The 19,939-nt window shown below is 66.7% G+C and carries 21 protein-coding genes; 9 read left to right on the top strand and 12 right to left on the bottom strand.

Going from position 1 to position 19,939, the window contains the following annotated elements; genetic code table 11:
* Positions 1-20: 20 nt before the first annotated feature.
* Positions 21-1,568, bottom strand: a complete 1,548-nt coding sequence (gene miaB, locus D5S18_RS14700) for a tRNA (N6-isopentenyl adenosine(37)-C2)-methylthiotransferase MiaB (protein WP_439651141.1) — start codon at positions 1,566-1,568, stop codon at positions 21-23.
* Positions 1,569-1,969: 401 nt separating this feature from the next.
* Here miaB and D5S18_RS14705 point away from each other — a divergent pair, with 401 nt between their 5' ends.
* From D5S18_RS14705 to D5S18_RS14730, 6 genes are all read left to right on the top strand, one after another.
* Positions 1,970-2,698 (top strand): amino acid ABC transporter ATP-binding protein, encoded by a 729-nt coding sequence (locus D5S18_RS14705; protein ID WP_120042140.1) that lies wholly within the window; start codon positions 1,970-1,972, stop codon positions 2,696-2,698.
* A gap of 50 nt (positions 2,699-2,748) precedes the next feature.
* Positions 2,749-3,585 (top strand): glutamate ABC transporter substrate-binding protein, encoded by an 837-nt coding sequence (locus tag D5S18_RS14710; RefSeq protein ID WP_120041297.1) that lies wholly within the window; start codon positions 2,749-2,751, stop codon positions 3,583-3,585.
* Positions 3,586-3,704: 119 nt separating this feature from the next.
* Positions 3,705-4,385, top strand: coding sequence for an amino acid ABC transporter permease (locus tag D5S18_RS14715; RefSeq protein ID WP_120041299.1), 681 nt, complete (start codon positions 3,705-3,707; stop codon positions 4,383-4,385).
* A complete protein-coding gene (locus tag D5S18_RS14720) occupies positions 4,382-5,284 on the top strand; it encodes an amino acid ABC transporter permease (protein ID WP_120041301.1) in 903 nt (300 codons plus the stop codon). Before D5S18_RS14715 ends, D5S18_RS14720 begins: the two co-directional genes overlap by 4 nt.
* A gap of 239 nt (positions 5,285-5,523) precedes the next feature.
* Complete coding sequence (locus D5S18_RS14725) at positions 5,524-7,068, top strand: flavin monoamine oxidase family protein (protein WP_120041303.1); 1,545 nt, start codon at positions 5,524-5,526, stop codon at positions 7,066-7,068.
* Positions 7,058-8,050, top strand: a complete 993-nt coding sequence (locus D5S18_RS14730) for a DMT family transporter (protein ID WP_120041305.1) — start codon at positions 7,058-7,060, stop codon at positions 8,048-8,050. Before D5S18_RS14725 ends, D5S18_RS14730 begins: the two co-directional genes overlap by 11 nt.
* 41 nt (positions 8,051-8,091) lie before the next feature.
* Here D5S18_RS14730 and D5S18_RS14735 read toward each other — a convergent pair whose 3' ends face one another.
* The 6 genes from D5S18_RS14735 to D5S18_RS14760 form a co-directional block, all read right to left on the bottom strand.
* The gene (locus D5S18_RS14735; protein ID WP_239003770.1) at positions 8,092-8,547 is read right to left on the bottom strand and encodes a hypothetical protein; all 456 of its coding nucleotides are present in this window, start codon (positions 8,545-8,547) and stop codon (positions 8,092-8,094) included.
* 363 nt (positions 8,548-8,910) lie between these two features.
* On the bottom strand, positions 8,911-10,374 hold the full coding sequence (locus D5S18_RS14740; RefSeq protein ID WP_203236748.1) for an ATP-binding protein: 1,464 nt from the start codon (positions 10,372-10,374) through the stop codon (positions 8,911-8,913).
* A gap of 58 nt (positions 10,375-10,432) precedes the next feature.
* Positions 10,433-10,942, bottom strand: a complete 510-nt coding sequence (locus D5S18_RS14745; protein WP_439651142.1) for a regulatory protein RecX — start codon at positions 10,940-10,942, stop codon at positions 10,433-10,435.
* 289 nt (positions 10,943-11,231) lie between these two features.
* Positions 11,232-12,272 (bottom strand): recombinase RecA, encoded by a 1,041-nt coding sequence (gene recA, locus D5S18_RS14750; protein ID WP_120041309.1) that lies wholly within the window; start codon positions 12,270-12,272, stop codon positions 11,232-11,234.
* A 200-nt stretch (positions 12,273-12,472) separates the two neighbouring features.
* The gene (locus D5S18_RS14755) at positions 12,473-13,342 is read right to left on the bottom strand and encodes a pyridoxamine 5'-phosphate oxidase family protein (protein WP_120042143.1); all 870 of its coding nucleotides are present in this window, start codon (positions 13,340-13,342) and stop codon (positions 12,473-12,475) included.
* 21 nt (positions 13,343-13,363) lie between these two features.
* Entirely contained in the window at positions 13,364-13,813 is a 450-nt protein-coding gene (locus tag D5S18_RS14760; RefSeq protein ID WP_120041312.1) for a VOC family protein, read from the bottom strand.
* A gap of 190 nt (positions 13,814-14,003) precedes the next feature.
* On the opposite strand from D5S18_RS14760, the gene D5S18_RS14765 reads away from it, so the two are divergent.
* Positions 14,004-14,513 (top strand): CGNR zinc finger domain-containing protein, encoded by a 510-nt coding sequence (locus tag D5S18_RS14765; RefSeq protein ID WP_120041314.1) that lies wholly within the window; start codon positions 14,004-14,006, stop codon positions 14,511-14,513.
* 162 nt (positions 14,514-14,675) lie between these two features.
* Here D5S18_RS14765 and D5S18_RS14770 read toward each other — a convergent pair whose 3' ends face one another.
* Together D5S18_RS14770 and D5S18_RS14775 are read right to left on the bottom strand one after the other, a co-directional pair.
* On the bottom strand, positions 14,676-14,867 hold the full coding sequence (locus tag D5S18_RS14770; RefSeq protein ID WP_120041316.1) for a DUF3046 domain-containing protein: 192 nt from the start codon (positions 14,865-14,867) through the stop codon (positions 14,676-14,678).
* Positions 14,868-14,923: 56 nt separating this feature from the next.
* Positions 14,924-16,087, bottom strand: a complete 1,164-nt coding sequence (locus D5S18_RS14775; protein ID WP_120041318.1) for a glycosyltransferase — start codon at positions 16,085-16,087, stop codon at positions 14,924-14,926.
* Between the two features lie 299 nt (positions 16,088-16,386).
* Between D5S18_RS14775 and D5S18_RS14780 the strand changes: the two genes are divergently transcribed.
* Positions 16,387-16,965: an HD domain-containing protein gene (locus D5S18_RS14780; protein WP_120041320.1), complete on the top strand. Its 579-nt coding sequence runs from the start codon at positions 16,387-16,389 to the stop codon at positions 16,963-16,965.
* 60 nt (positions 16,966-17,025) lie between these two features.
* On the opposite strand, the gene D5S18_RS14785 is transcribed toward D5S18_RS14780, so the two are convergent.
* Positions 17,026-17,205, bottom strand: coding sequence for a hypothetical protein (locus D5S18_RS14785; RefSeq protein WP_120042144.1), 180 nt, complete (start codon positions 17,203-17,205; stop codon positions 17,026-17,028).
* Positions 17,206-17,431: 226 nt separating this feature from the next.
* On the opposite strand from D5S18_RS14785, the gene D5S18_RS14790 reads away from it, so the two are divergent.
* Positions 17,432-18,112 carry a CatB-related O-acetyltransferase gene (locus D5S18_RS14790; RefSeq protein ID WP_120041322.1) on the top strand — a complete coding sequence of 227 codons (681 nt, stop codon included), beginning with the start codon at positions 17,432-17,434 and terminating at the stop codon, positions 18,110-18,112.
* On the opposite strand, the gene pspM is transcribed toward D5S18_RS14790, so the two are convergent.
* Together pspM and D5S18_RS14800 are read right to left on the bottom strand one after the other, a co-directional pair.
* Complete coding sequence (gene pspM / locus D5S18_RS14795) at positions 18,109-18,954, bottom strand: phage shock envelope stress response protein PspM (protein WP_239003772.1); 846 nt, start codon at positions 18,952-18,954, stop codon at positions 18,109-18,111. The two genes, D5S18_RS14790 and pspM, sit on opposite strands and share 4 nt — an antisense overlap.
* A gap of 108 nt (positions 18,955-19,062) precedes the next feature.
* Positions 19,063-19,884: a PspA/IM30 family protein gene (locus D5S18_RS14800; RefSeq protein ID WP_120041324.1), complete on the bottom strand. Its 822-nt coding sequence runs from the start codon at positions 19,882-19,884 to the stop codon at positions 19,063-19,065.
* Positions 19,885-19,939: the final 55 nt, after the last annotated feature.

Here is a 19,939-nt window from a genome sequence, read left to right on the forward strand (position 1 = left end):
ACGACGGGACCGGACAGACCCTATGTGCCGCAGGCGGTTCCGCAACCGGCCGCGACCGGTTCCGGCGCGGGCGCGCCGAGGCGGGGCAGTCCGAGTCCGACGCCGATCGGCGCGGTCTTGGGCGTCACGCCGCGCTCGTGCGCATCCCCGGCCGCGGTGCGTCGATGCGCGGTGATGGGCGAATCGGCGATGAGGTGGTGCGGCGCGGCCTCGGTCACCGCGACGGTGACCACATCGCCGGGCCGGATCGACTCCTCGGTCCCGCCGGGACGGAAGTGCACGAGCCGACCATCCCTGGCTCGCCCGCTCATCCGCGCCGTCGCCGCGTTCTTCTTCCCCGCGCCGTCGGCGACGAGCAGTTCCACCTCGGTGCCGATGAGCGCCCGGTTGGCATCGAGGGAGATCTCCTCCTGCAGCGCGATGAGCCGGTCGTAGCGCTCCTGCACCACGGCCTTGGGCACCTGCTCGCCCATCTCGGCGGCGGGGGTGCCCGGCCGCTTGGAGTACTGGAAGGTGTAGGCGCTGGTGAAGCGGGCCTGCCGCACCACATCCAGGGTCTCCTGGAAATCCGCCTCGGTCTCGCCGGGGAAGCCGACGATGATGTCGGTGGTGATGGCCGCGTGCGGCATTGCCGCCCTGACCTTTTCGATGATGCCGAGGTATTTGGTCTTGCGGTAGGAGCGGCGCATGGCCTTGAGCACCCGGTCCGATCCGGATTGCAGCGGCATATGCAGTTGCGGGCAGATATTGGGGGTCTCGGCCATGGCCTCGATGACATCGTCGGTGAACTCCGCCGGATGCGGCGAGGTGAAGCGCACCCGCTCGAGTCCGTCGATATTCCCGCATGCCCGAAGGAGTTTGGCGAACGCGCCCCGGTCGCGCGGCTCCTCGGCATCGGCGAAGGAGACACCGTAGGAGTTGACGTTCTGGCCGAGCAGCGTCACCTCCAGCACGCCCTGGTCGACCAGCGCCCGGACCTCGGCGAGGATATCGCCGGGCCTGCGGTCGACCTCTTTGCCGCGCAGGGCGGGCACGATGCAGAAGGTGCAGGTGTTGTTGCAGCCCACCGAGATGGACACCCAGCCCGCGTAGGCGGACTCCCGTTTGGCGGGCAGCGTCGAGGGGAAGACATCGAGCGATTCCAGGATCTCCACCTGGGCCTCGGCATTGTGTCGCGCACGCTCGAGCAGGACGGGCAGCGAGCCGATATTGTGCGTGCCGAAGACGACATCCACCCATGGCGCTTTGCGCACGACCGTGTCGCGGTCCTTCTGCGCCAGGCAGCCGCCGACGGCGATCTGCATACCGGGGCGGTCGGCCTTGATCGGCGCGAGGTGGCCGAGGGTGCCGTAGAGCTTGTTGTCGGCGTTCTCGCGGACCGCGCAGGTATTGAAGACCACCAGATCGGCCGTCGCCTCCGGACCCGCCTTCACATAGCCCGCGTCCTCCAGCAGACCGGACAGGCGCTCGGAGTCGTGCACGTTCATCTGGCAGCCGAAGGTGCGGACCTCATAGGTGCGCCCCTGGTCGCCCTGCCGTTCACCAGTCGCGATCGCGCTCGCATCCACCACCCGTCCAGGGTACGGGTGTGTCCCGAACCACAGTCGGTCGCATCCCACGCCGGGGAACCTCAGGTTAAGGATCGGTTAAACATCCAGGCCGCTCCGTCGCGCGAGGTCCGGGGCCGCCGCGGGTATCGGCGGGCACGCGCGACGCGCGAATAGCTATTACCGCAGGTACACGAATACCGAATCGACCGGCGCGGTGAGACATTTGGTCGATTGCCCGATACGCGACGAGAAAAGCCGACGAGTGGACATATTCGCGGCGGATCCGGTCTCTGCGGAAACTCGGGCAAAACCGGTTTTACCCCTTAAGGTCTTGGACCATGACCGACGACGCCGCCGATCCGATCGGAATCGAGACCACCGCGGATGCCGCGCAGGCTGCGTATGCCACGGGGGCACCGATGATCTCGATGCGCAAAGTGGACAAGCACTTCGGCGAACTGCACGTGCTGCGCGATATCAATCTCGAAGTGCCCAAGGGACAGGTGGTGATCGTCCTGGGACCATCGGGTTCCGGGAAATCCACCCTGTGCCGCACCATCAATCGGCTCGAGCCGATCGACTCCGGCGATATCGCCGTCGACGGTGTCCCGCTGCCGAAGGAGGGCCGGGCACTGGCCGCGCTGCGCGCCGATGTCGGCATGGTGTTCCAGTCGTTCAATCTGTTCGCCCACAAGACAATCCTGGAAAACGTCATGCTCGCCCCGATGAAGGTGCGCAAGACGAAGAAGGAGGACGCGCGCGGGCGGGCCATGGAACTGCTCGAGCGGGTCGGTATCGCCAATCAGGCCGAGAAATATCCCGCGCAACTGTCCGGCGGCCAGCAGCAGCGGGTGGCCATCGCCCGCGCGCTGGCCATGAACCCGAAGGTCATGCTGTTCGACGAGCCGACCTCGGCCCTCGACCCGGAAATGGTCAACGAGGTGCTCGAGGTGATGGTCGCGCTCGCCAGGGAGGGGATGACCATGCTGGTGGTGACCCACGAGATGGGCTTCGCCCGCCGCGCGGGCAATCGGGTCCTGTTCATGGCCGACGGACAGATCGTCGAGGACGCCGACCCCGAAACCTTCTTCACCGCGCCGAAATCCGAGCGCGCCAAGGATTTCCTCGGCAAGATATTGAGCCACTGAACCGGGCTGGCACAGCTCGACCGAGAAATCACGAGAGGGAGAAATACTCGATGAGGATCAACCGTGCGCTTCGGCTCGGCATCGGGGTGGCCGCACTGGCGCTGGCCGCCGCCACCACGGCAGGCTGCGGCAGCAGCGAGAAGAAGTCGGCGCTCGACCACGCCAAGGGTGGCAAGCTCACCATCGGCATCAAATTCGACCAGCCCGGCCTCGGCCTGCGCAACAAAGACGGCTCCTACAGCGGTTTCGATGTCGAGGTCGCCCGGTATGTCGCGGGCAAGCTCGGTGTGAAGCCGGACGGCATCACCTTCAAGGAATCGCCGTCCCCGCAGCGCGAGACGCTCATCGAGAACGGTCAGGTCGACTACATCGTGGCCACCTACTCGATCAGCGACCAGCGCAAGGAGAAGGTGGATTTCGCGGGTCCCTACTACATCGCGGGCCAGTCGCTGCTGGTGCGCGCGGACAATGCCACGATCAACGGCCCCGACGATCTCAAGGGCAAGAAGGTCTGCTCGGTCAAGGGTTCCACCCCCGCACAGAACCTGCAGAAGAACTTCCCCGATACCCAGTTGCAGACCAACGACACCTATTCGCTGTGCCTCGAGGGTCTCAAGGCCGGTTCGTGGGACGCGGTCAGCACCGACGACATCATCCTGGCCGGATACGCCGCGCAGAGCGCGGGCTCGTTCAAAGTGGTCGGCAAGCCGTTCACCACGGAGAACTACGGCATCGGCCTGAAGAAGGGCGACAAGGAACTGCGCGACAAGGTCAACGACGCCGTCGAGGCCATGATCGCCGACGGCTCCTGGAAGAAGGCGTTCGACCAGACCGTCGGCGCCTCGGGCTACCAGGCGCCGACGCCGCCGAAGGTCGTGCGCTACTGATCGCGGTGCGCCACCGCTGATCTCGTCGCTCGGGCGGTCCGGGAAAGCCGGACCGGATCGCCCGCCCCACCCCTCGTTGCCCCGGCGGCTCCAACTTCGATCGGAGGGACGCGTCCGCCGTGTTCGACCTGATCTCCCAGTACCACGCGCAGATCCTGGACGCGTTCTGGGTCACCATTCAGCTCACCGTATTCTCCGCGATCGGCGCGCTGATCCTCGGCACCGTCGTCGCCGCGCTGCGGGTCTCCCCCATCCCGGTCGCCCGCTGGGTCGGCACCGCCTACGTGACCATCTTCCGCAATACCCCGCTGACGCTGATCATCCTGTTCATGTCGCTGGGCCTCTACACCAGCCTGGGCATCCGACTCGCGCCCGAGGGGCCGAATTCCTTGGCGCAGAACAATTTCCGATTCGCCGTCATCGGATTCAGCATCTACACCGCCGCATTCGTCTGCGAATCGCTGCGGGCGGGCATCAACACCGTCCCCATGGGCCAGTCCGAGGCGGGCCGGTCGCTGGGGCTGGGCTTCCTGCAGAACCTGCGCATCATCGTGCTGCCGCAGGCATTTCGGGCGGTGATCGCGCCGCTCGGCAGCCTGCTCATCGCGCTCACCAAGAACACCACGATCGCCTCGGCGATCGGCGTGGCCGAGGCGACCGCCCTGATGTCGACCATGATCGACAGGGAGGCCGCGCTGCTGGCGATCGGCGCGATCTTCGCGCTCGGGTTCGTCATCCTGACCCTGCCCACCGGATTGCTGTTCGGTTGGCTCGCAAAGCGATTCGAGGTGGCCCGATGAGTGGGGCGTCCGTACTCTACGACGCGCCCGGTCCCAAAGCGCGCCTGCGCAACGGCATCTACAGCGCCGTCGTGGTCGTCGTGGTGGCGGCCGCGCTGTGGTTTCTGTACCGGGGCCTCGCGGACAAGGGCCAGTTCACGGCGGAGAAGTGGAAGCCATTCCTCGACAAGGACGTGTGGACCACCTACCTGCTGCCCGGTATCAAAGGCACTGTGCTGGCGGCATTCCTGTCGATCGTGCTGGCGCTGGTCCTCGGCATGGTGTTCGGGATCCTGCGGCTTTCCGAACATCGGATCGTGCGCCTCGTCGCGGGCGCCATCGTCGAGGTGGCCAGGGCCATCCCGGTGCTGATCCTGATGATCTTCCTGTTCGCGGCGTTCTCCAAATACAACCTGGTCGAAACCGAGCAGCTCGGACTCACCGCCGTGGTCACCGCCCTGACCATCTACAACGGGTCGGTCATCGCCGAGATCGTGCGCGCGGGCATCAAATCGCTGCCGCGCGGACAGACCGAGGCCTCGCTGGCGCTCGGCCTGCGCAAGGGTCAGCTCATGCGGCTGATCCTGCTGCCGCAGGCCATCACCGCCATGCTGCCCGCGATCATCTCGCAAATGGTGGTGGCGCTGAAGGATTCGGCCCTCGGCTACCAGATCACCTATATCGAGGTGGTGCGCTCGGGCTACCAGCTCGGCGCGGCACAGGGGAATACGATCCCGGCGCTCATCGTCATCGCCATCATCATGATCATCCTCAACAGCGCACTCGGATTCCTGGCCACCAAGGTGGAACAGCGATTGCGAGCCAGACGACGGATCAAAGGCGGTGCGGTCGTACTACCCGCCGACTCGGTGCTCACCGACGCCGCACCGGGCGTCGATCCGGCAGGCCCGAAACCCTGATTCGCACAGCACCGGATATCGGATATATGTCGGATATCCGGTGTTACGAACGCATTACGCTCATCACGATTCGAACTCTCGATCACAGACCGCGCGGCGGCAAGGCTCGTAGCCATCCCGCGTTTCCGACCGCGGGATGCGTCACCTAGGGCGTACCTCCGCCTTCGCTCCGACCATGCGCGAGGTCGAGGACGGCTGCGCCGACAGCGCTATTCTGCGATCTGGGAGTTGATGCTCGAATGGGTACCACCGACGTTATTTTCGACGAATCGTTTGCCTTTCCGAGCCACTTGCGCCGCGGTCGCGGCGGCGCGGAACCGGCCAGAGTGGCCGTGATCGGGGCTGGAGCGGGCGGCATGGCCGCAGCCTACGAATTACAGCGGCACGGGCTGGACGTCACCATCTACGAGCGCACCGCCAGGCCCGGCGGCCGGGTGCGCACCCAGCGCTTCTGGGATGGCACGCACGGCGAACTCGGGGCCATGCGGATACCGGGCAACCACCACTGCACACTGCACTACATCAATGAATTCGATTTGGCGACAAGACCTTTCGTCAATGCCAATCCGGACGCCTACTATCTGCTGCGCGGGCGACGGGCACGACGCCACGCGGTGCGCGAGGTGCTGCCCGCCTACCGGCTCGAGCCCGGCGAACAGGACGACCCGCTGCGGCTGCTGGAGGAACTGCTGCGCGAGGCCTGGCACGGCCTCGGCGACCACCGCCGCAAGGCGCTGCTGGCGGGCGATGTCGCCGATCCGGAACTCGACCGACTGGCCGCCACGTCACTGTGGCAGTTCACCCGCGAACGCCTCTCGCCCGACGCGTGGGATCTCATCGGCAATGCCAGCGGACTACTGCACTACGAGCACGCCTCCCTGCTGGAGGTGCTCGTCGACTACTTCGGACTATTCAATGTCGACCAACTCGAATTGGTCGACGGCACCGACGCGCTCATCCGCGCCTTCGCCACCGTGCTGCGCCCCGGCAGCCTGCGACTGGCCACCCGGATCACCGAGATCCGGATCACCGCCGACGGCGTCCGATTGCGCGGAGACCGGCACGGCGCCGAGATCACCGACACGGCCGACTACGTGGTGTGCGCGATCCCGGCCCCCGGCCTGGACCAGATTGACATCACCCCCGCCCTGCCCGCCAAACAGCGGCAGGCGGTGCGCGGCATCAGCTACGCCAGCAGCGCCAAAACCCTTGTGCACGTGCGTGAACGCACTTGGGAACACGGCGACGGCATCTTCGGCGGCGGCAGCTTCACCGACCTGCCCATCCAGCAGGTCTGGTATCCCTCGGATAATGCCGCCAATCCAGCCAATGCGGCCGATGCGCGACAGGAAGGCGGCGAAACCCGCTGGGTGGCAGCAGATCCCGAGCGCTCGCACAGCGCGGCCGTACTCACCGCGGCCTACCTGTGGGAGAACAATGCCCGCCGCTTCGCCGCCCTCCCCGAAAGCGACCGCACCCGAATCGTGCTCGGCTCCCTCGAACAACTGCACCCCGGAATCACCGCCACCGTGGACGATGTCGTGCACTGGACCTGGGACGAACAGGTCGGCATCGGCGGCGGCGCCTTCGCCTACCTCGCCCCCGGCCAGCACACCAGATACCACGCCGAACTCGGTGCGCCACACCCCTATTCGAACCCCCGCGTCTTCTTCGCGGGCGAACACCTCTCCGTCGCGCACGCCTGGATCCAGGGCGCACTGCAATCGGGGATCACCGCCGTCGAACAGATCCTCGACCAGGTGAGCGTGTCGCGTGCGGCTTGACCGCGCCACCTGGCTGCTCGCCTCGGTCAGCCTCGTCTGGGGCGCGAGCTACACCGTCACCGGCTGGGGCCTGCGCGAACTGGATGTGCTGCGCTACAACGCGATCCGCTTCGCCTTCGCCGCTCCCCTACTGCTCGCGCTGGTTCTCCTGCGCGAGCGGCGGGGGTCCATCGGGATCGCCCGGCGATGGTGGCCCCGGTTGGTCTTGTCGGCGGCGGTAGGCATCGTGGCCTACCAGTTGACCTTCAGCGCGGCCGTGGCACTCACCACCGTCACCGAATCGGCGATCCTCATCGCGCTATCCCCCTTCTGCACAGCCCTTTTCGCGATGTTGACCGGAGAACCGGTGCGCCGCACCGTACTGGTGAGCGCGGTCATCGCCATGGTCGGAGTGGTACTGGTAGTAGTCGGCCGCGGCACAGGCGGAGTCGCCCACAATCGGCCACTGGGCGATCTCGCAGCCGTCGCGGCGGCACTACTGTGGGGCGCGTACCCGGTCATCACCCGCCCCATGCTGGGGGCCTACAGCCCGCTCCGCGTAACAGCGTGGGCCTCACTACTCGGCACGGCGTTCCTAGTCCCCATATCGCTCGCGCTATCACCGCTACTCCAAACAGAAAGGCACACCGGACTTTCCGCACTCACCGCATGGTCCCTAGCCTTCTCGGTACTCGCCGTCACCATCTACGGCCTCGTCGCCTGGTACTGGGGCGTACAACGAGTCGGCTCAACCCAAACAATGGTCTTCATGTTCGCGGTGCCGGTAGCAGCCTCCGCGTTCGCCGTCCTCGCCGGAGCCGAACACATCACCGCCCTACAGGTGATAGGCGGCGCAATCGTCCTCAGCGCCCTGGCATTCAGCCGATTCAAATTCGGATCCGGCTCAGTCGGCCAACGAGAGGCAGCATCCCCGCAAAGCCGTACCACACCCATCCGACCCAAGCGAACCCGCCCGCGCCGCAGCATCTCCGGGTTTCGGTAGCAATCGCAGGCCGCTATTGTTCCGCACCACCTGGTCGTTGGTTATCCGCAGTGACTCGAACCGGATTTCCAGTAGTTGTCTATGGTTGCGACATTCCCAGGCTTTTGAGCCTCGCCGTCCCACTGGATACATTTACCGCCTGCCGAAATCTTCACGGGGCCTGCGTAATACTTGTAATCCGAGCCCGAATCGGAAACCTTTGTCGAGGGCTGGTCTGCGAGTTGAATTCCGGCGCTTACGATCGTCGGGGTACCCGAGTAGGAATTTTTCCAGGTAACGACACAATTATCACTGCCATTGTAGAAGAGGTATACCGTGCCGAGAGGCAGGTCATGATGGTCGATCTCACGGAAGCCCGACCCGCATGCCTCGGCCGGTGTCGACGCGGCACTGGCAAGGGGCATTGCCACGAGCGGCGCCATGGTCGCCGCAAAGGCAATTGCCGCTGCCTTGACGCAGAATCCCAGGACCCTCTTGCGATTTTCTCGGAACTGCATCAACATATGATGCCATATCACTGCAGCCTTCTCGCAGTTGAGAATATTTCTTCAGGGGCGGCGCAGCCACCGGATTGAAGAAAGCAAGTATGCATTCTTCACCGGAGTTTCCCGTTGCGACGTTTCGAAGCCACGTGGATAGCCCAGCTCGCGGCCGGAAAGCCACGACCTGCTCCATTGCACGACCTACCCGCGATATCGGTGACGGTGCCGCCCTCCGACCTGACCGCAGCGCTCGGGCGGTCGACAGGGGAGCCGACCCACGACGGGCGGCGCGGCAACCTGCAACTCCATCTCCCGTCACAAGCGCTGCGACAGACACGGGGGATTACCTGCGATTGAAACGTCACACCATGTCAGCCCTCATTCCCCGCAGTACAACCGATCCAGGCCCACCAACTGAATCCCCCTGTCCGCCTCCGCTTCCCGAAGCAGATCCGACGTGAAGCCAAGGGCACCGAACAGCGCGAGTCGCGTCTGCTCGGACGCGATCCCTCGTTCGAGGAGCAGCTCTCGAATGCGGCGCAGTCGCTCGAGATGACCCAGTCCGACCGGCTCACCGGATTTGGCCTCGCCGATGGCCAAGAGTTGTTCCCGTTCCCCATCGCGACCGAAAACCGCGATATCGATTTCGTGCGTGGACTTCGACGCCGGATCGGCGACGGTTCCCGAGGCCACTCGATCCGGATAGCCGCCAAAGGTTTCCGCATCGGCATACCAGCGCGCCCATTCTCGGCAGATTCGCTCGAAATGCGGGCCGAGCACCTTGGAGCGGAAGGTGGGCCGCACCCGCCGCCACACTGTTGCGGCCCGGCCCGGTCGCTCGAGATCACCCCAATTCGGTCGCATGATCGAGTGATAGAAGCCGATGAGCGGATCGGCAATGCGGTACTCGGATCGGTTACGGCGGAAGGCATCCCGTTCGTGGGTGATCATCCCGACGTCCTGTAGCACGGCCAACGGGTGCGCCAGATCGGTCGATTTGCGTTCCAAGCAGCTCGCTATTGCGCCCCGGCCTGCATTGCCGTCCGCAATGGCGGCAAGCACTGCATGATACAAACCGGCTTCATGGAGGGCGGGTTCTTCTGCCAGTAGGTAGCGCCCTTCCCGGAAAAGGGGGCGGCCCGGATTCAGCACGGCACGCACCACCCAAGCATCGAAATCATCCGGTCCGGCAGGTGTGTCGCCCTGCGTGAACTCCCGGCGATAGGCCGGCGTACCACCGACGATCGCATTCGTCCGAAACGCGGTGAGCGGATCGTCGATTCCCCAGAATCGCGCAGCACCTCGATAGTCGAAGGTAGGGACGATCAACTCCAGGCCGGCCCTACCCCGCAGTGGTGCGCCTCCTGAAAGAAGCTGACCCATGAACCGAATCGCCGATCCGCACAGCAGCAGCCGCACCGGCATGTTGCGATGCTGCGCTCCCGGGTCCAGCTCGCGCTGGATGATGGAAGGAAGACTCGGTGACGCCTTGACCAGGAAGGGAAACTCGTCGATCACGACCACCTTCGGACCGTTCGTGGCGATCTGCATCAACCTCGCAATCGCGGTGTTCCACGACTCGAATCGAAACGGGACCGGTTCACCCAGGTGATCGGCGAGTGCGTCGCCGAACAACCGCAGCGCGTCGGCCTCGGTGGTCTCGGTCGCCGTGAACATGAAACCGCCCGTGGCGGTGGCCAGAGCATCCAGGAGGAAGGTCTTCCCCTGCCGCCGCCGACCGGAGACGATGCCCAAAGTTGCCCGCGGATCATCGAATTCGGCGAATCTCGCCAGTTCCGCCCACTCGAAGTCCCGATCGAACATGCCTTGGGGTTTGTCCACAGCGCCTCCATCTTGGATAACTGGACTTATTATAAGTCCAGTTATCCAAGATTCGGCGTCAGTCGAATTCGGGTGGGGGTTTCTCCGAATCAGCTTGGGCCAGTTCGGCTTTCACTACCGCGAAGGCGGTGGCGGGGGAATAGCCGCGGCGGGTGAGCATGGCTACCAGGCGGCGGAGGGTTTTGTCCGGATCGGTGATGGGGGTGCGGATTTTACGGCGGATGAGGGCGGTGGCGCGGGCGGCTTCGTCGTCGGAGGTGATGGCGGACAGGGCCGCGGCGGCCTCGGTGGGGGCAACACCCTTGACGCGGAGTTCGCGGGCCAGGGCCTGCTTGCCCTTACCGGAGAAGGTGTGGCGGGAATACACCCACTGTTCGGCGAAGGCGGCGTCGTCTATCAAGCCGACCTCGGCGAGACGTTCCAGGGCCGCCTCAATCGTTTCCGGGGCGAAACCCTTCATGGTGAGGCGGCGGGACAGTTCGGCACGGCTGCGGGCGCGGACGGCGAGCAGGCGCAGGGATGCCTCCTTGGCCTGCTCGACCGTACCGCTGGATCCGGCCGCCACCAGATCCTCCGGGTCGTCGGCGGAAGGTGTGGCCGACGCCCGGGTCCCGGACCGCGCCCCGGCGCGGCGACCCCGAGGGGATCCGGCCGAGCGCGCCCGCTGCGGATCGGGTGCGCTCGACCGACTCCCCATGAGGTCCGCCTCGACCGAACCACCGTCGGCCGAGCGGACCCGTTCCGAATCCCGCCCGGCCGATGGGGCCATTCCCGGTTGCCCCACGGCGGACAGGATCTCGTTCAATCGACGGCGCGCCTCGGACACCGAATCGGAGGTGCGCCGCCCCGGCATCGCGTCAGAAATCGGCGGGCACCTCGGCGTCCGCGGCGGTCACATCGGCGCCGATACCCAGCTTCTCCTTGATCTTCTTCTCGATCTCGTCGCGGACATCGGTGTTCTCCAGCAGGAATTTGCGGGCATTCTCCTTGCCCTGGCCGAGCTGGTCGCCGTCGTAGGTGTACCAGGAGCCGGACTTGCGGATGAAACCGTGCTCGACACCCATATCGATGAGCGAGCCCTCCTTGGAGATGCCCTGCCCGTACAGGATGTCGAATTCGGCCTGCTTGAACGGCGGGGACACCTTGTTTTTGACGACCTTCACCCTGGTGCGGTTGCCGACCGCGTCGCTGCCGTCCTTGAGGGTTTCGATACGGCGCACATCCAGGCGGACCGAGGCGTAGAACTTGAGCGCCTTACCGCCGGTGGTGGTCTCGGGGGAGCCGAACATGACGCCGATCTTCTCGCGCAACTGGTTGATGAAGATGGCGGTGGTGCCGGAATTGTTGAGGGCGCCGGTCATCTTGCGCAGGGCCTGGCTCATCAGGCGGGCCTGCAGGCCGACGTGGCTGTCGCCCATTTCGCCCTCGATCTCGGCGCGGGGCACCAGCGCGGCGACCGAGTCGATGACGATGATGTCGATCGCGCCGGAGCGGACCAGCATATCGGCGATTTCCAGGGCCTGCTCGCCGGTGTCGGGCTGGGAGACCAGCAAAGCGTCGGTATCGACGCCGAGTTTGCGGGCGTAGTCCGGATCCAGGGCGTGCTCGGCGTCGATGAAGGCGGCGACACCGCCCGCGGCCTGCGCATTGGCGACGGCATGCAGGGCGACGGTGGTTTTACCCGAGGATTCCGGACCGTAGATCTCCACGACGCGACCACGCGGCAGACCGCCGATCCCCAGCGCCACATCCAGCGCGATGGAGCCGGTCGGGATCACCGAGATGGGCTGGCGCACCTCCTCGCCCAGGCGCATGACCGCGCCCTTGCCGAAACTCTTCTCCACCTGGGCGAGGGCGAGTTCGAGCGCCTTGTCGCGGTCGTAGGCCTGTGGTGCCATGTGCTGATCCCCTTCTCGACGGGTAAGTCTCGCTTTATGGTTGGCGCCCACACTAGAGGGCGGCACCGACAAGTTCTGGCGACCAGCCTAGACGAACAAATGTTCGAGTCAAGCGACGCGCCCGACGACACGCGCATCGATCCGCGCGATACCGGCAATCGATCCGCTACCGCGCGGCGGCACTATTCCGACGCGCTACATCAGGGATTCGCCGGTGACAGTTCCGGCCCGCTCCAGCGCAGCCCGAGCGCACCGCGCATCTCCACCACCTCGGCGAGGGTGAATTCGACCGCCAGGGCGTCCGCATCCGACACCAGTTCGGCGGTTCCGGTGAGCTGGAGAGTGTCGCCGGTGGCCCAATCCCGGACGAGCAAACCGCATCGCGGCTGGACCGCGATATTGCCGAGCGTCATGAACAGCGAGTTGCCGCGATAGTCGGGCCAGCGCAGCCGGGTCGACGAAAGCGCCTGAAGGAAGCCGGGATTGCCGCCGCGATGCGAGGCGTCGGCATTCCCGTCCCGGTCCGCGGTCGCGATGAAAAAGGTGTCGGCCGCGGCGATTCGGGCGCGCTGCTCGGCGTCGAGCTCGGTGCCGAGCAGCGGCCGCGAGGGCGTGCCACTCGGGGGGCGGGACTCGATCTCCCTGCGCGAGATGTACTTCGGGCAGTTGGAGAACACCTGCTCGGTCGTGATGCGCAACCCGTCGGCCATCGGATCCACCATCCCATTGACCCGCATTCGCCTGCGCCGCTGCGGTTGCAGGGCGAGCAGACCGATGCGGGTCGAGCGGGACAGCGCCTCCCGCAAGGGATCTCCCATGGCGGGCAGGGCGGCGATATCGATGGTCCTGGCGTCGATGGCGTGCGCGAAACCGGGCCGACCGGTCACCGCACCCGCCCACAGCCTGCCCGCCGCGTCGGCCGCGGCGAGCACCATCTCGGACTGAGCGGCGAGGAAATCCGCGGCGACCGGCGGGATCTCGGACCGGATCATGCGGCCGGTTCGCGCGGCGATCTCACTCTGGCCCATACGCCGCTGCACGGCCATTTCACCGGAATGGAACGGAGTCATCGCGCCGAATATCACAGTGGCTCAGAAGAATCCGCAGGTCGGTGCGGAACCGCTCGGCGCGGGCAGGGATTCGGCTCCGGCAAGGGTATAGACCTCGAGTCTGATGCCATCCGGATCGGTGAAGAAGACCCCGCCGGATGCCGCGCCCTCCCCGTGCGCGACGACGCCGTCATGGGCGAAACGCACCGACAGTTCGCGCAGCGTCGACTCCACCGCGCGCACCTGTTCCAGGCTGTCGACCTGGAAGGAAAGATGATGCAGCCCCGGTGTGGCGGTGGAGAACGAGCCGGTGCTCTGCTCCCACAGCGTCAGCACGAGTTTTCCGTCCCTGCCGAGGAAGGCGAAACGCCGCTCCCCGTCGACACTGGCCGTCAACTGCTCGAAGCCCAGTGCGCGCCGGTAGAACTCGATCGAGCGTTCGAGATCGGCGACGTTGAGCCCGATATGTCCGGTGGCGAGTGCGACAGACATGAATCCTCCTGAAATATAACCATCATTCAGTGTTTGAGCGGTTATTACCGCAGGTGAATCGCCGACCCATCGTCAACCCCTGAAATATGATTGAACGGTTAGTGCCGTCTGCGGCCGCGTCCGCCTGCACGTCCCGACGATCGAAGGGGCCGACACTCACACCGACCGCAGGGAGGCCGATACTTCAGTCATGCTCGATCCACGTCCCCACACCGGCGAACCGCGGGCACTCGATCTGCTCAATACGCGCTGGATCGACGGCGGACCGCGCGACCTGCTCACCGACACCACCGGCCTGGCCATCTGGCTCGCGGCCGCAGCTATCACCGCGCCATGCACCAGCGACACCCTCGACGCGACCCGCACCGCCCGCACCGCGATCCACGACGCCGTCACCCGCGCCGACCCCACCGGCCTCAACGCCATTCTCGAGCACGGCCGCATCCGCCGCACCCTCACCGCCACCGGCCCCGTCGACATCCCCGATATCCCGGACCCGATCTGGATCCCCGGCTGGCTCGCCGCCGACAACCTGCTGCATCTGATGGCCACGGCCCCCGATCGCATCCGCCAGTGCGCGCACCCCGACTGTGTTCTGTTCTTCTACGACACATCCAAGAACGGCACCCGCCGCTGGCACTTGATGTCGACCTGCGGCAACCGCACCAAAGCGGCACGCCACCAAGCCAGGCGAAGCTAGGCCCTGCCTCGACCCGGCACCGGATCAGCTTGCAGCGCAGGCAGATTCGTCGCGAGGTCTGCTCCGGCGGCAGCGGGTAACGACAGCAGCCCGGCCTGCGCACGAACGCCGCCGGGACGGCAGGTCGACCAGCGGAAATTCAGGCGGGTAGCGGCAGCGCGACTACCAGCGACTTCGGGGCACGTCGAACTCGGCGCACAGAGCGCGCCACACATCGCGCGGATCGACACCGGCCTCGATCGCATTGGCGCCGGTCCGACCGAGAGCCGGAATCATATGGTCGGCGAGCAGCGCATCCGCGCGCGCCACACCGAACTCGGTGTGCATCAACTCCTGGAATTCGGTCAGCCGCACCGTGCCAACATACCGGTGTCGCGACCACGACCGCTCGGCCGGGCTCCCACCGCGAACTATCGCGCGGGAACTCCTTCCCGCACTTCATGACAGATCCGAACCGGGTCGGCGACCTCGGTAGCGCTTTCCGCCGCACGCCGCGCGGCGGCGGTGAATGCGGGTTCGGCGAGCATGCGCAGCACGGCGGTGCGGACGGCGGATTCGGTGAGTGGGCGAATCAGGAGCGAACTACCTTGACGAACAGCGCGATTGGCGAGTTCCCACTGATCGCCGCCGCCGGGGACGGTCACCACCGGAACTCCGTGGGACAGGGCTTTGGCGAGCAGACCGTGTCCGCCGCCCCCGACCACCACCGAGGCGTGGCGCAGAAGTTGGTCCTGACGCCCCAAACCCGCGGTGGCCCAGTGCGGTAGGTCGGCGGGCGGGGCCGTGAGCTGCGAGATGACCACGCGCACACCGGTTCCGGCGAGGGCGGCGAGCACCATCTCCCCCATCCCGGTTACGCCGGTGTGCGCGGTGGACGGCGCGACCATGATCAGCGGGCCGTCACCCGGCGGCAGCGGCAGCACGGCGTCGGTGGGTTCCCAGAACAGCGGGCCGATGACGTGCGCGGCGGCGGGCCAGTCGGGACGCGGCACCTCCAGCGCGGGCAGCGTGGCGACCAACCGCGCCGCCGGACCGGGATCGGCGGCGGGCAACCCGATACCGACCCGCGCCCGCTCGCGCTGCGACTGCCCGTGCCGGACGGCGCGCGCCGACATGGCGCGCAGCAGACCGTCGCGCAGACCCCCGCGCCACCCGACGCCGGGGGCGAGCCCACTTCCGATGGGCGGCAACGCTTTCGACGGCAGGTACAGCGGATGCGGGGACAACTCGACCCACGGCACGCCCAACCGCTCGGCGGCCAGCCCCCCGCCGACGGTGAGCACATCGGAGACCACCAGCTCCGGCAGCATGGCCCCGAGATCGGGCAGGATCTCGGTGCAGATGTGGGCGGCGCGTTCGTGCAGGCGCCGCCCGGCGTCGGCATCGTCCTCACCGGGTCGGGGTGCGAGCCCTTTGAGCCTGCGCACGGCGATTCCGGCCGCCTTGGCGGCTCCCATCCAGCGCGGCCCCGTGAACAACACCGGTTCGTCACCTGCCGCGCGCAGGCGCAGGCACAGGGCGATGGCGGGGAAGGCGTGGCCGGGGTCGGGTCCGGCGACGACGGCTACTCGCATCGGCCCCTGGCCTGTGTCGGAGTCTCATTCGGAGGCATCCGTGGCTCAGCTCCTCGCCTGGCAAGGCGGAGGAGGAGCCGATACCGGGTTTGCATCGGGGACGACGACAACGCGGCCAGGCGGCGAGCTGGGCCGCGACGGCGCCGGAGGAGACTTCGACACATGCCCTAGCGTGCCACACTCGTCCGGGCGATTCCGTCAGGTGCACTCTTCACCCGCCGTCCCGCCGCGAGGCCAACAGAATTCACCTTTGAGCCCGCACCGGACATCTATGGTCCAGACCAGAAGGAGGAGCGGTCATGCGCGTATCCACGGTCGAGAACCTGCTGACGCTGCTGAGCGAATGCGCCGACGCCTGGGATGCGGCCGACCGCAGCGGCGACCCGATCGCGATCCTCGATCACGACCTGCAATGCGCGCAACTGCTGCGCCGCGATCATCCGGCGGACGAACAACTCCAGGTCGCCGGGCTGGTCCACGATATCGGCCACTACTTGGTCCCCGGTGACGACGCGGGCCACGGCCGCAATGGCGCGGCGGCGATCCGCGACCTGCTCGGCGACCGAGTCGCCCGCCTGGTCGAATTGCATGTGGTGGCAAAGCGTTTCCTGGCCGCCACCGACACCGGACACCACCTCTCCCCCGCCAGCCTGCGCACCTTGATCGCGCAGGGCGGTCCGATGACTGCCGAGGAGATCGAAACCTTCCGCGCCGAACCGGATTTCGCCGCCGCCCTGGCCCTGCGCCGCGCCGATGACGCGGGCAAGATCGTCGGCCTGCGGGTGCGCCCGATCGAGTCGTGGCGTCCGGTCCTCGAACGCGTTGCCGCGCAGGCGGATTCGCACCGACCAAAGAGCAGGGCCGCACGCCGCCGATAAGGCGGACGCGCGGCCCGTGCGACCGGTCGGCGGATAGTCCCGGTATCCGCCGCCGATCCGCTACAGCTTGCTGACGTGATTGTTGTTGTCGTTCGATCCGGACACCGCCTTGTACAGCAGGTACAAACCGAACACGATGGCGCTGATCACCAGGATCGGGAACAGCCCCTTGATCAACGCACCGAGGATGGCCAGCGCGATCCAGACGACCGCGACGATCCCGATGATCTTCCACAACATGATGCCTCCGAAGGCTCGCTCTGCGCGACCGCCGCCGTGGCGATCCGACTCCTCCATGCTGTCACTCCCGATCCGGGAAATCACCAGGTGAACCCGGATATCCGGGTGCAAATCAGGGTTGTCCCCGATCTGTGCGCACCGAAATGGCGACGCTGTGGACCGGCGAATCGGGCGATTCGGACCACCCGGTCCGTTGAAAAGCAGGTCGACCTGGCAGTATCGAACAATGACCAACCCGCCCGGTGAGCGGACTCCGGTGTCCGCGCCCGATCCGACTGTGCTGCATCCGTTCCGAGGGATGAAGCGGGTGGCGCTGCTGAAGCCGCTGATCGATTCACCGCTCATCGAGGTCGGCGAATTCACCTACTACGATGCGGAATTCGCGGATTCGACGCGATTCCAGCAGGAGAACGTGCTCTACCACTACGGTCCGGATCGGCTGGTGATCGGGAAGTTCTGTGCCATCGCCGAGGGCGCGCGGTTCATCATGGGCGGCGCGAACCACCGCATGGACGGGCCGTCCACCTTCCCGTTCCACCTGATGGGCGGCGCCTGGGAGGAGTTCATCCAACTGCTGGTCGACCTGCCGGTGCGCGGGGACACGGTGGTGGGCAACGATGTCTGGATCGGTAATAACGCCACCATCATGCCGGGGGTGCGCATCGGTCACGGCGCGATCATCGCGTCCGGATCCGTGGTGACCAAGGATGTTCCGGACTACGGGATCGTCGGCGGCAATCCGGCCACCCTGATCCGCCGCCGCTTCGACGACGCCGATATCGCGCGGCTACTCGAAATCGCCTGGTGGAATTGGCCGATCGACACGCTCACCGAGCACATCCCCACCATCATGACCGGCACCGTGGCCGAATTGGCCGACGTGGCCGCGTCCGTCGCGCGGAACTAGATTCGCGGCGAACGATCGGCGAGGTCGGTGAGCGCCTGCGCCCACCCGTCGAGCCGGTCGGCCGCATCCCGCAGTTCGGCGACGATATCGTCGAACCGGTAAGCCTGCACGGCGGTTTCGGGTACGGCCAGCACACTGCCCGCCGCGGCCACCACCTGCTCGTATTCGGCCACACCACCCTCGAGTCGCACCGCAGCCGACCGCGCGTTCTCGGTAAGTGCCCGCGCGGCAGCGGGATTGGCTTGGCCGACCGTCTGGACGGCCTGCTCCATGGCGGCGATATCGGCGGCGAGCGCATGCAGCGCCGCCGCCCCGGAACCTGCCGTCCGCACCATCTGCGCGAACTCCTCGGCAGGCATGCGCCGGGACGTGACGATCTGTGCGCTCAGGGCGTGCAGCGCGCGTTCGGCCCGCTGCAACCTGTCGATGGCGGCGCGCGCCACCGACCGAGCCGGGGGCCGCTTGCGCGGCACGAACGCGGCCTGCGGCAGCGGCGACGCACGCGACTGTAGATATCGCCGGGTGCTGACAGCGGTGCCGGTCACCAATGCGACCGCGCCGCCTCCGAGCACCACCACCGCCCAGGCGGGCGCGGAAACAATCAACAGCCCGACGGCTCCCGCCGTGGTGAGACCCGAGGCGGTGCCGAGTTGCAGACTGCGGCGGCGCATCCGACGCCGCCTGCGCAACTCCCGCTCACGCGGATCGGCCCACCGGCGCACCGTGACCATGGCGTGCTCGCCCATCTCCAGCAGCGATTCGGGCAGACCGCCCGGCTGCCGGGCCAACACCGCTTGCGCCCGCGCCACCACGCGACGACCGCCGGACTGCTTGCCGCTCATGCCATCTCTCCCACCGACCACCCGGCACGGATCCGGGACCGGCGCGGCAGACGGCCTGCTCGCCGGGTCTCCGGATGCCGTCCAGCGGATCGGCAACCGTCGAACCGTCTACTGCTGGGCGGCCTGGCCCTTGTTCAATTGAGTGGTGGCCGCCGGATTGGCCTGTGCCGGATTGATGGCGGTGTTGCCGCCCGCGGGCAGCGCCTCACCGCGCATGGAGGCGCGGATCTGCTCCAGCTTGCTGTGGCCCGCCATCTGGACGCTGGCCTGCTGGACCTCCATCATGCGGCCCTGGACCGTATTCTGCGCCAGCTCGGCCGCACCGAGGGCGGTGGCGTAGCGGCGCTCGATCTTCTCGCGCACCGCGTCCAGGCTCGGTGTGCTGCCCGGCGCGGACAGCGTGGAATCCATCTGCTGCAGCGAGGCCGACACCTGCTCCTGCATCTTGGCCTGCTCGAGTTGGCTGAGCAGCTTGGTGCGCTCTGCCACCTTCTGCTGCAGCAGCATCGCGTTCTGCTCGACGGCCTTCTTGGCCTGCGCGGCGGCCTGCAGCGACTGGTCGTGCAGGACCTTCAGATCCTCGACCGACTGCTCGGCGGTGACCAACTGCGCCGCGAACGCCTCGGCGGCATTGGTGTACTGAATCGCCTTCTCGGTATCGCCCGCGGCGGCCGCCTGGTCGGCCAGGGTGACCGCCTGACGGGCGTTGGCGTTGAGCTTCTCGACCTCGTCGAGCTGACGGTTCAGTTTCATCTCCAGCTGGCGCTGGTTGCCGATCACCGAGGCCGCCTGCTGCGAGAGGGCCTGATGCTGACGCTGGGCTTCCTCGATAGCCTGCTGAATCTGGACCTTCGGATCCGCGTGCTCCTCGATCTTGGCGTCGAAGAGGGCCATCATGTACTTCCAGGCCTTGACGAACGGATTAGCCATCGATTGATCCCGCCTCCATCTGCTGTGCCGCTGTAGCGGCCGGGGTGCGCGACCG

Source organism: Nocardia panacis (assembly GCF_003598715.1).
GTDB classification, from domain to species: Bacteria; Actinomycetota; Actinomycetes; order Mycobacteriales; family Mycobacteriaceae; genus Nocardia; species Nocardia panacis.

Coding starts and splice junctions, on each gene's coding strand:
- D5S18_RS14755 (WP_120042143.1), bottom strand. CDS start 13,342: ATGACTCCGTTCCATTCCGGTGAAATGGCCGTGCAGCGGCGTATGGGC.
- D5S18_RS14720 (WP_120041301.1), top strand. CDS start 4,382: ATGAGTGGGGCGTCCGTACTCTACGACGCGCCCGGTCCCAAAGCGCGC.
- D5S18_RS14760 (WP_120041312.1), bottom strand. CDS start 13,813: ATGTCTGTCGCACTCGCCACCGGACATATCGGGCTCAACGTCGCCGAT.
- D5S18_RS14790 (WP_120041322.1), top strand. CDS start 17,432: ATGACCAACCCGCCCGGTGAGCGGACTCCGGTGTCCGCGCCCGATCCG.
- D5S18_RS14725 (WP_120041303.1), top strand. CDS start 5,524: ATGGGTACCACCGACGTTATTTTCGACGAATCGTTTGCCTTTCCGAGC.
- D5S18_RS14785 (WP_120042144.1), bottom strand. CDS start 17,205: ATGTTGTGGAAGATCATCGGGATCGTCGCGGTCGTCTGGATCGCGCTG.
- D5S18_RS14705 (WP_120042140.1), top strand. CDS start 1,970: ATGATCTCGATGCGCAAAGTGGACAAGCACTTCGGCGAACTGCACGTG.
- recA (WP_120041309.1), bottom strand. CDS start 12,272: ATGGCACCACAGGCCTACGACCGCGACAAGGCGCTCGAACTCGCCCTC.
- D5S18_RS14800 (WP_120041324.1), bottom strand. CDS start 19,884: ATGGCTAATCCGTTCGTCAAGGCCTGGAAGTACATGATGGCCCTCTTC.
- D5S18_RS14775 (WP_120041318.1), bottom strand. CDS start 16,087: ATGCGAGTAGCCGTCGTCGCCGGACCCGACCCCGGCCACGCCTTCCCC.
- pspM (WP_239003772.1), bottom strand. CDS start 18,954: ATGAGCGGCAAGCAGTCCGGCGGTCGTCGCGTGGTGGCGCGGGCGCAA.
- D5S18_RS14780 (WP_120041320.1), top strand. CDS start 16,387: ATGCGCGTATCCACGGTCGAGAACCTGCTGACGCTGCTGAGCGAATGC.
- D5S18_RS14765 (WP_120041314.1), top strand. CDS start 14,004: ATGCTCGATCCACGTCCCCACACCGGCGAACCGCGGGCACTCGATCTG.
- D5S18_RS14710 (WP_120041297.1), top strand. CDS start 2,749: ATGAGGATCAACCGTGCGCTTCGGCTCGGCATCGGGGTGGCCGCACTG.
- D5S18_RS14735 (WP_239003770.1), bottom strand. CDS start 8,547: ATGCAGTTCCGAGAAAATCGCAAGAGGGTCCTGGGATTCTGCGTCAAG.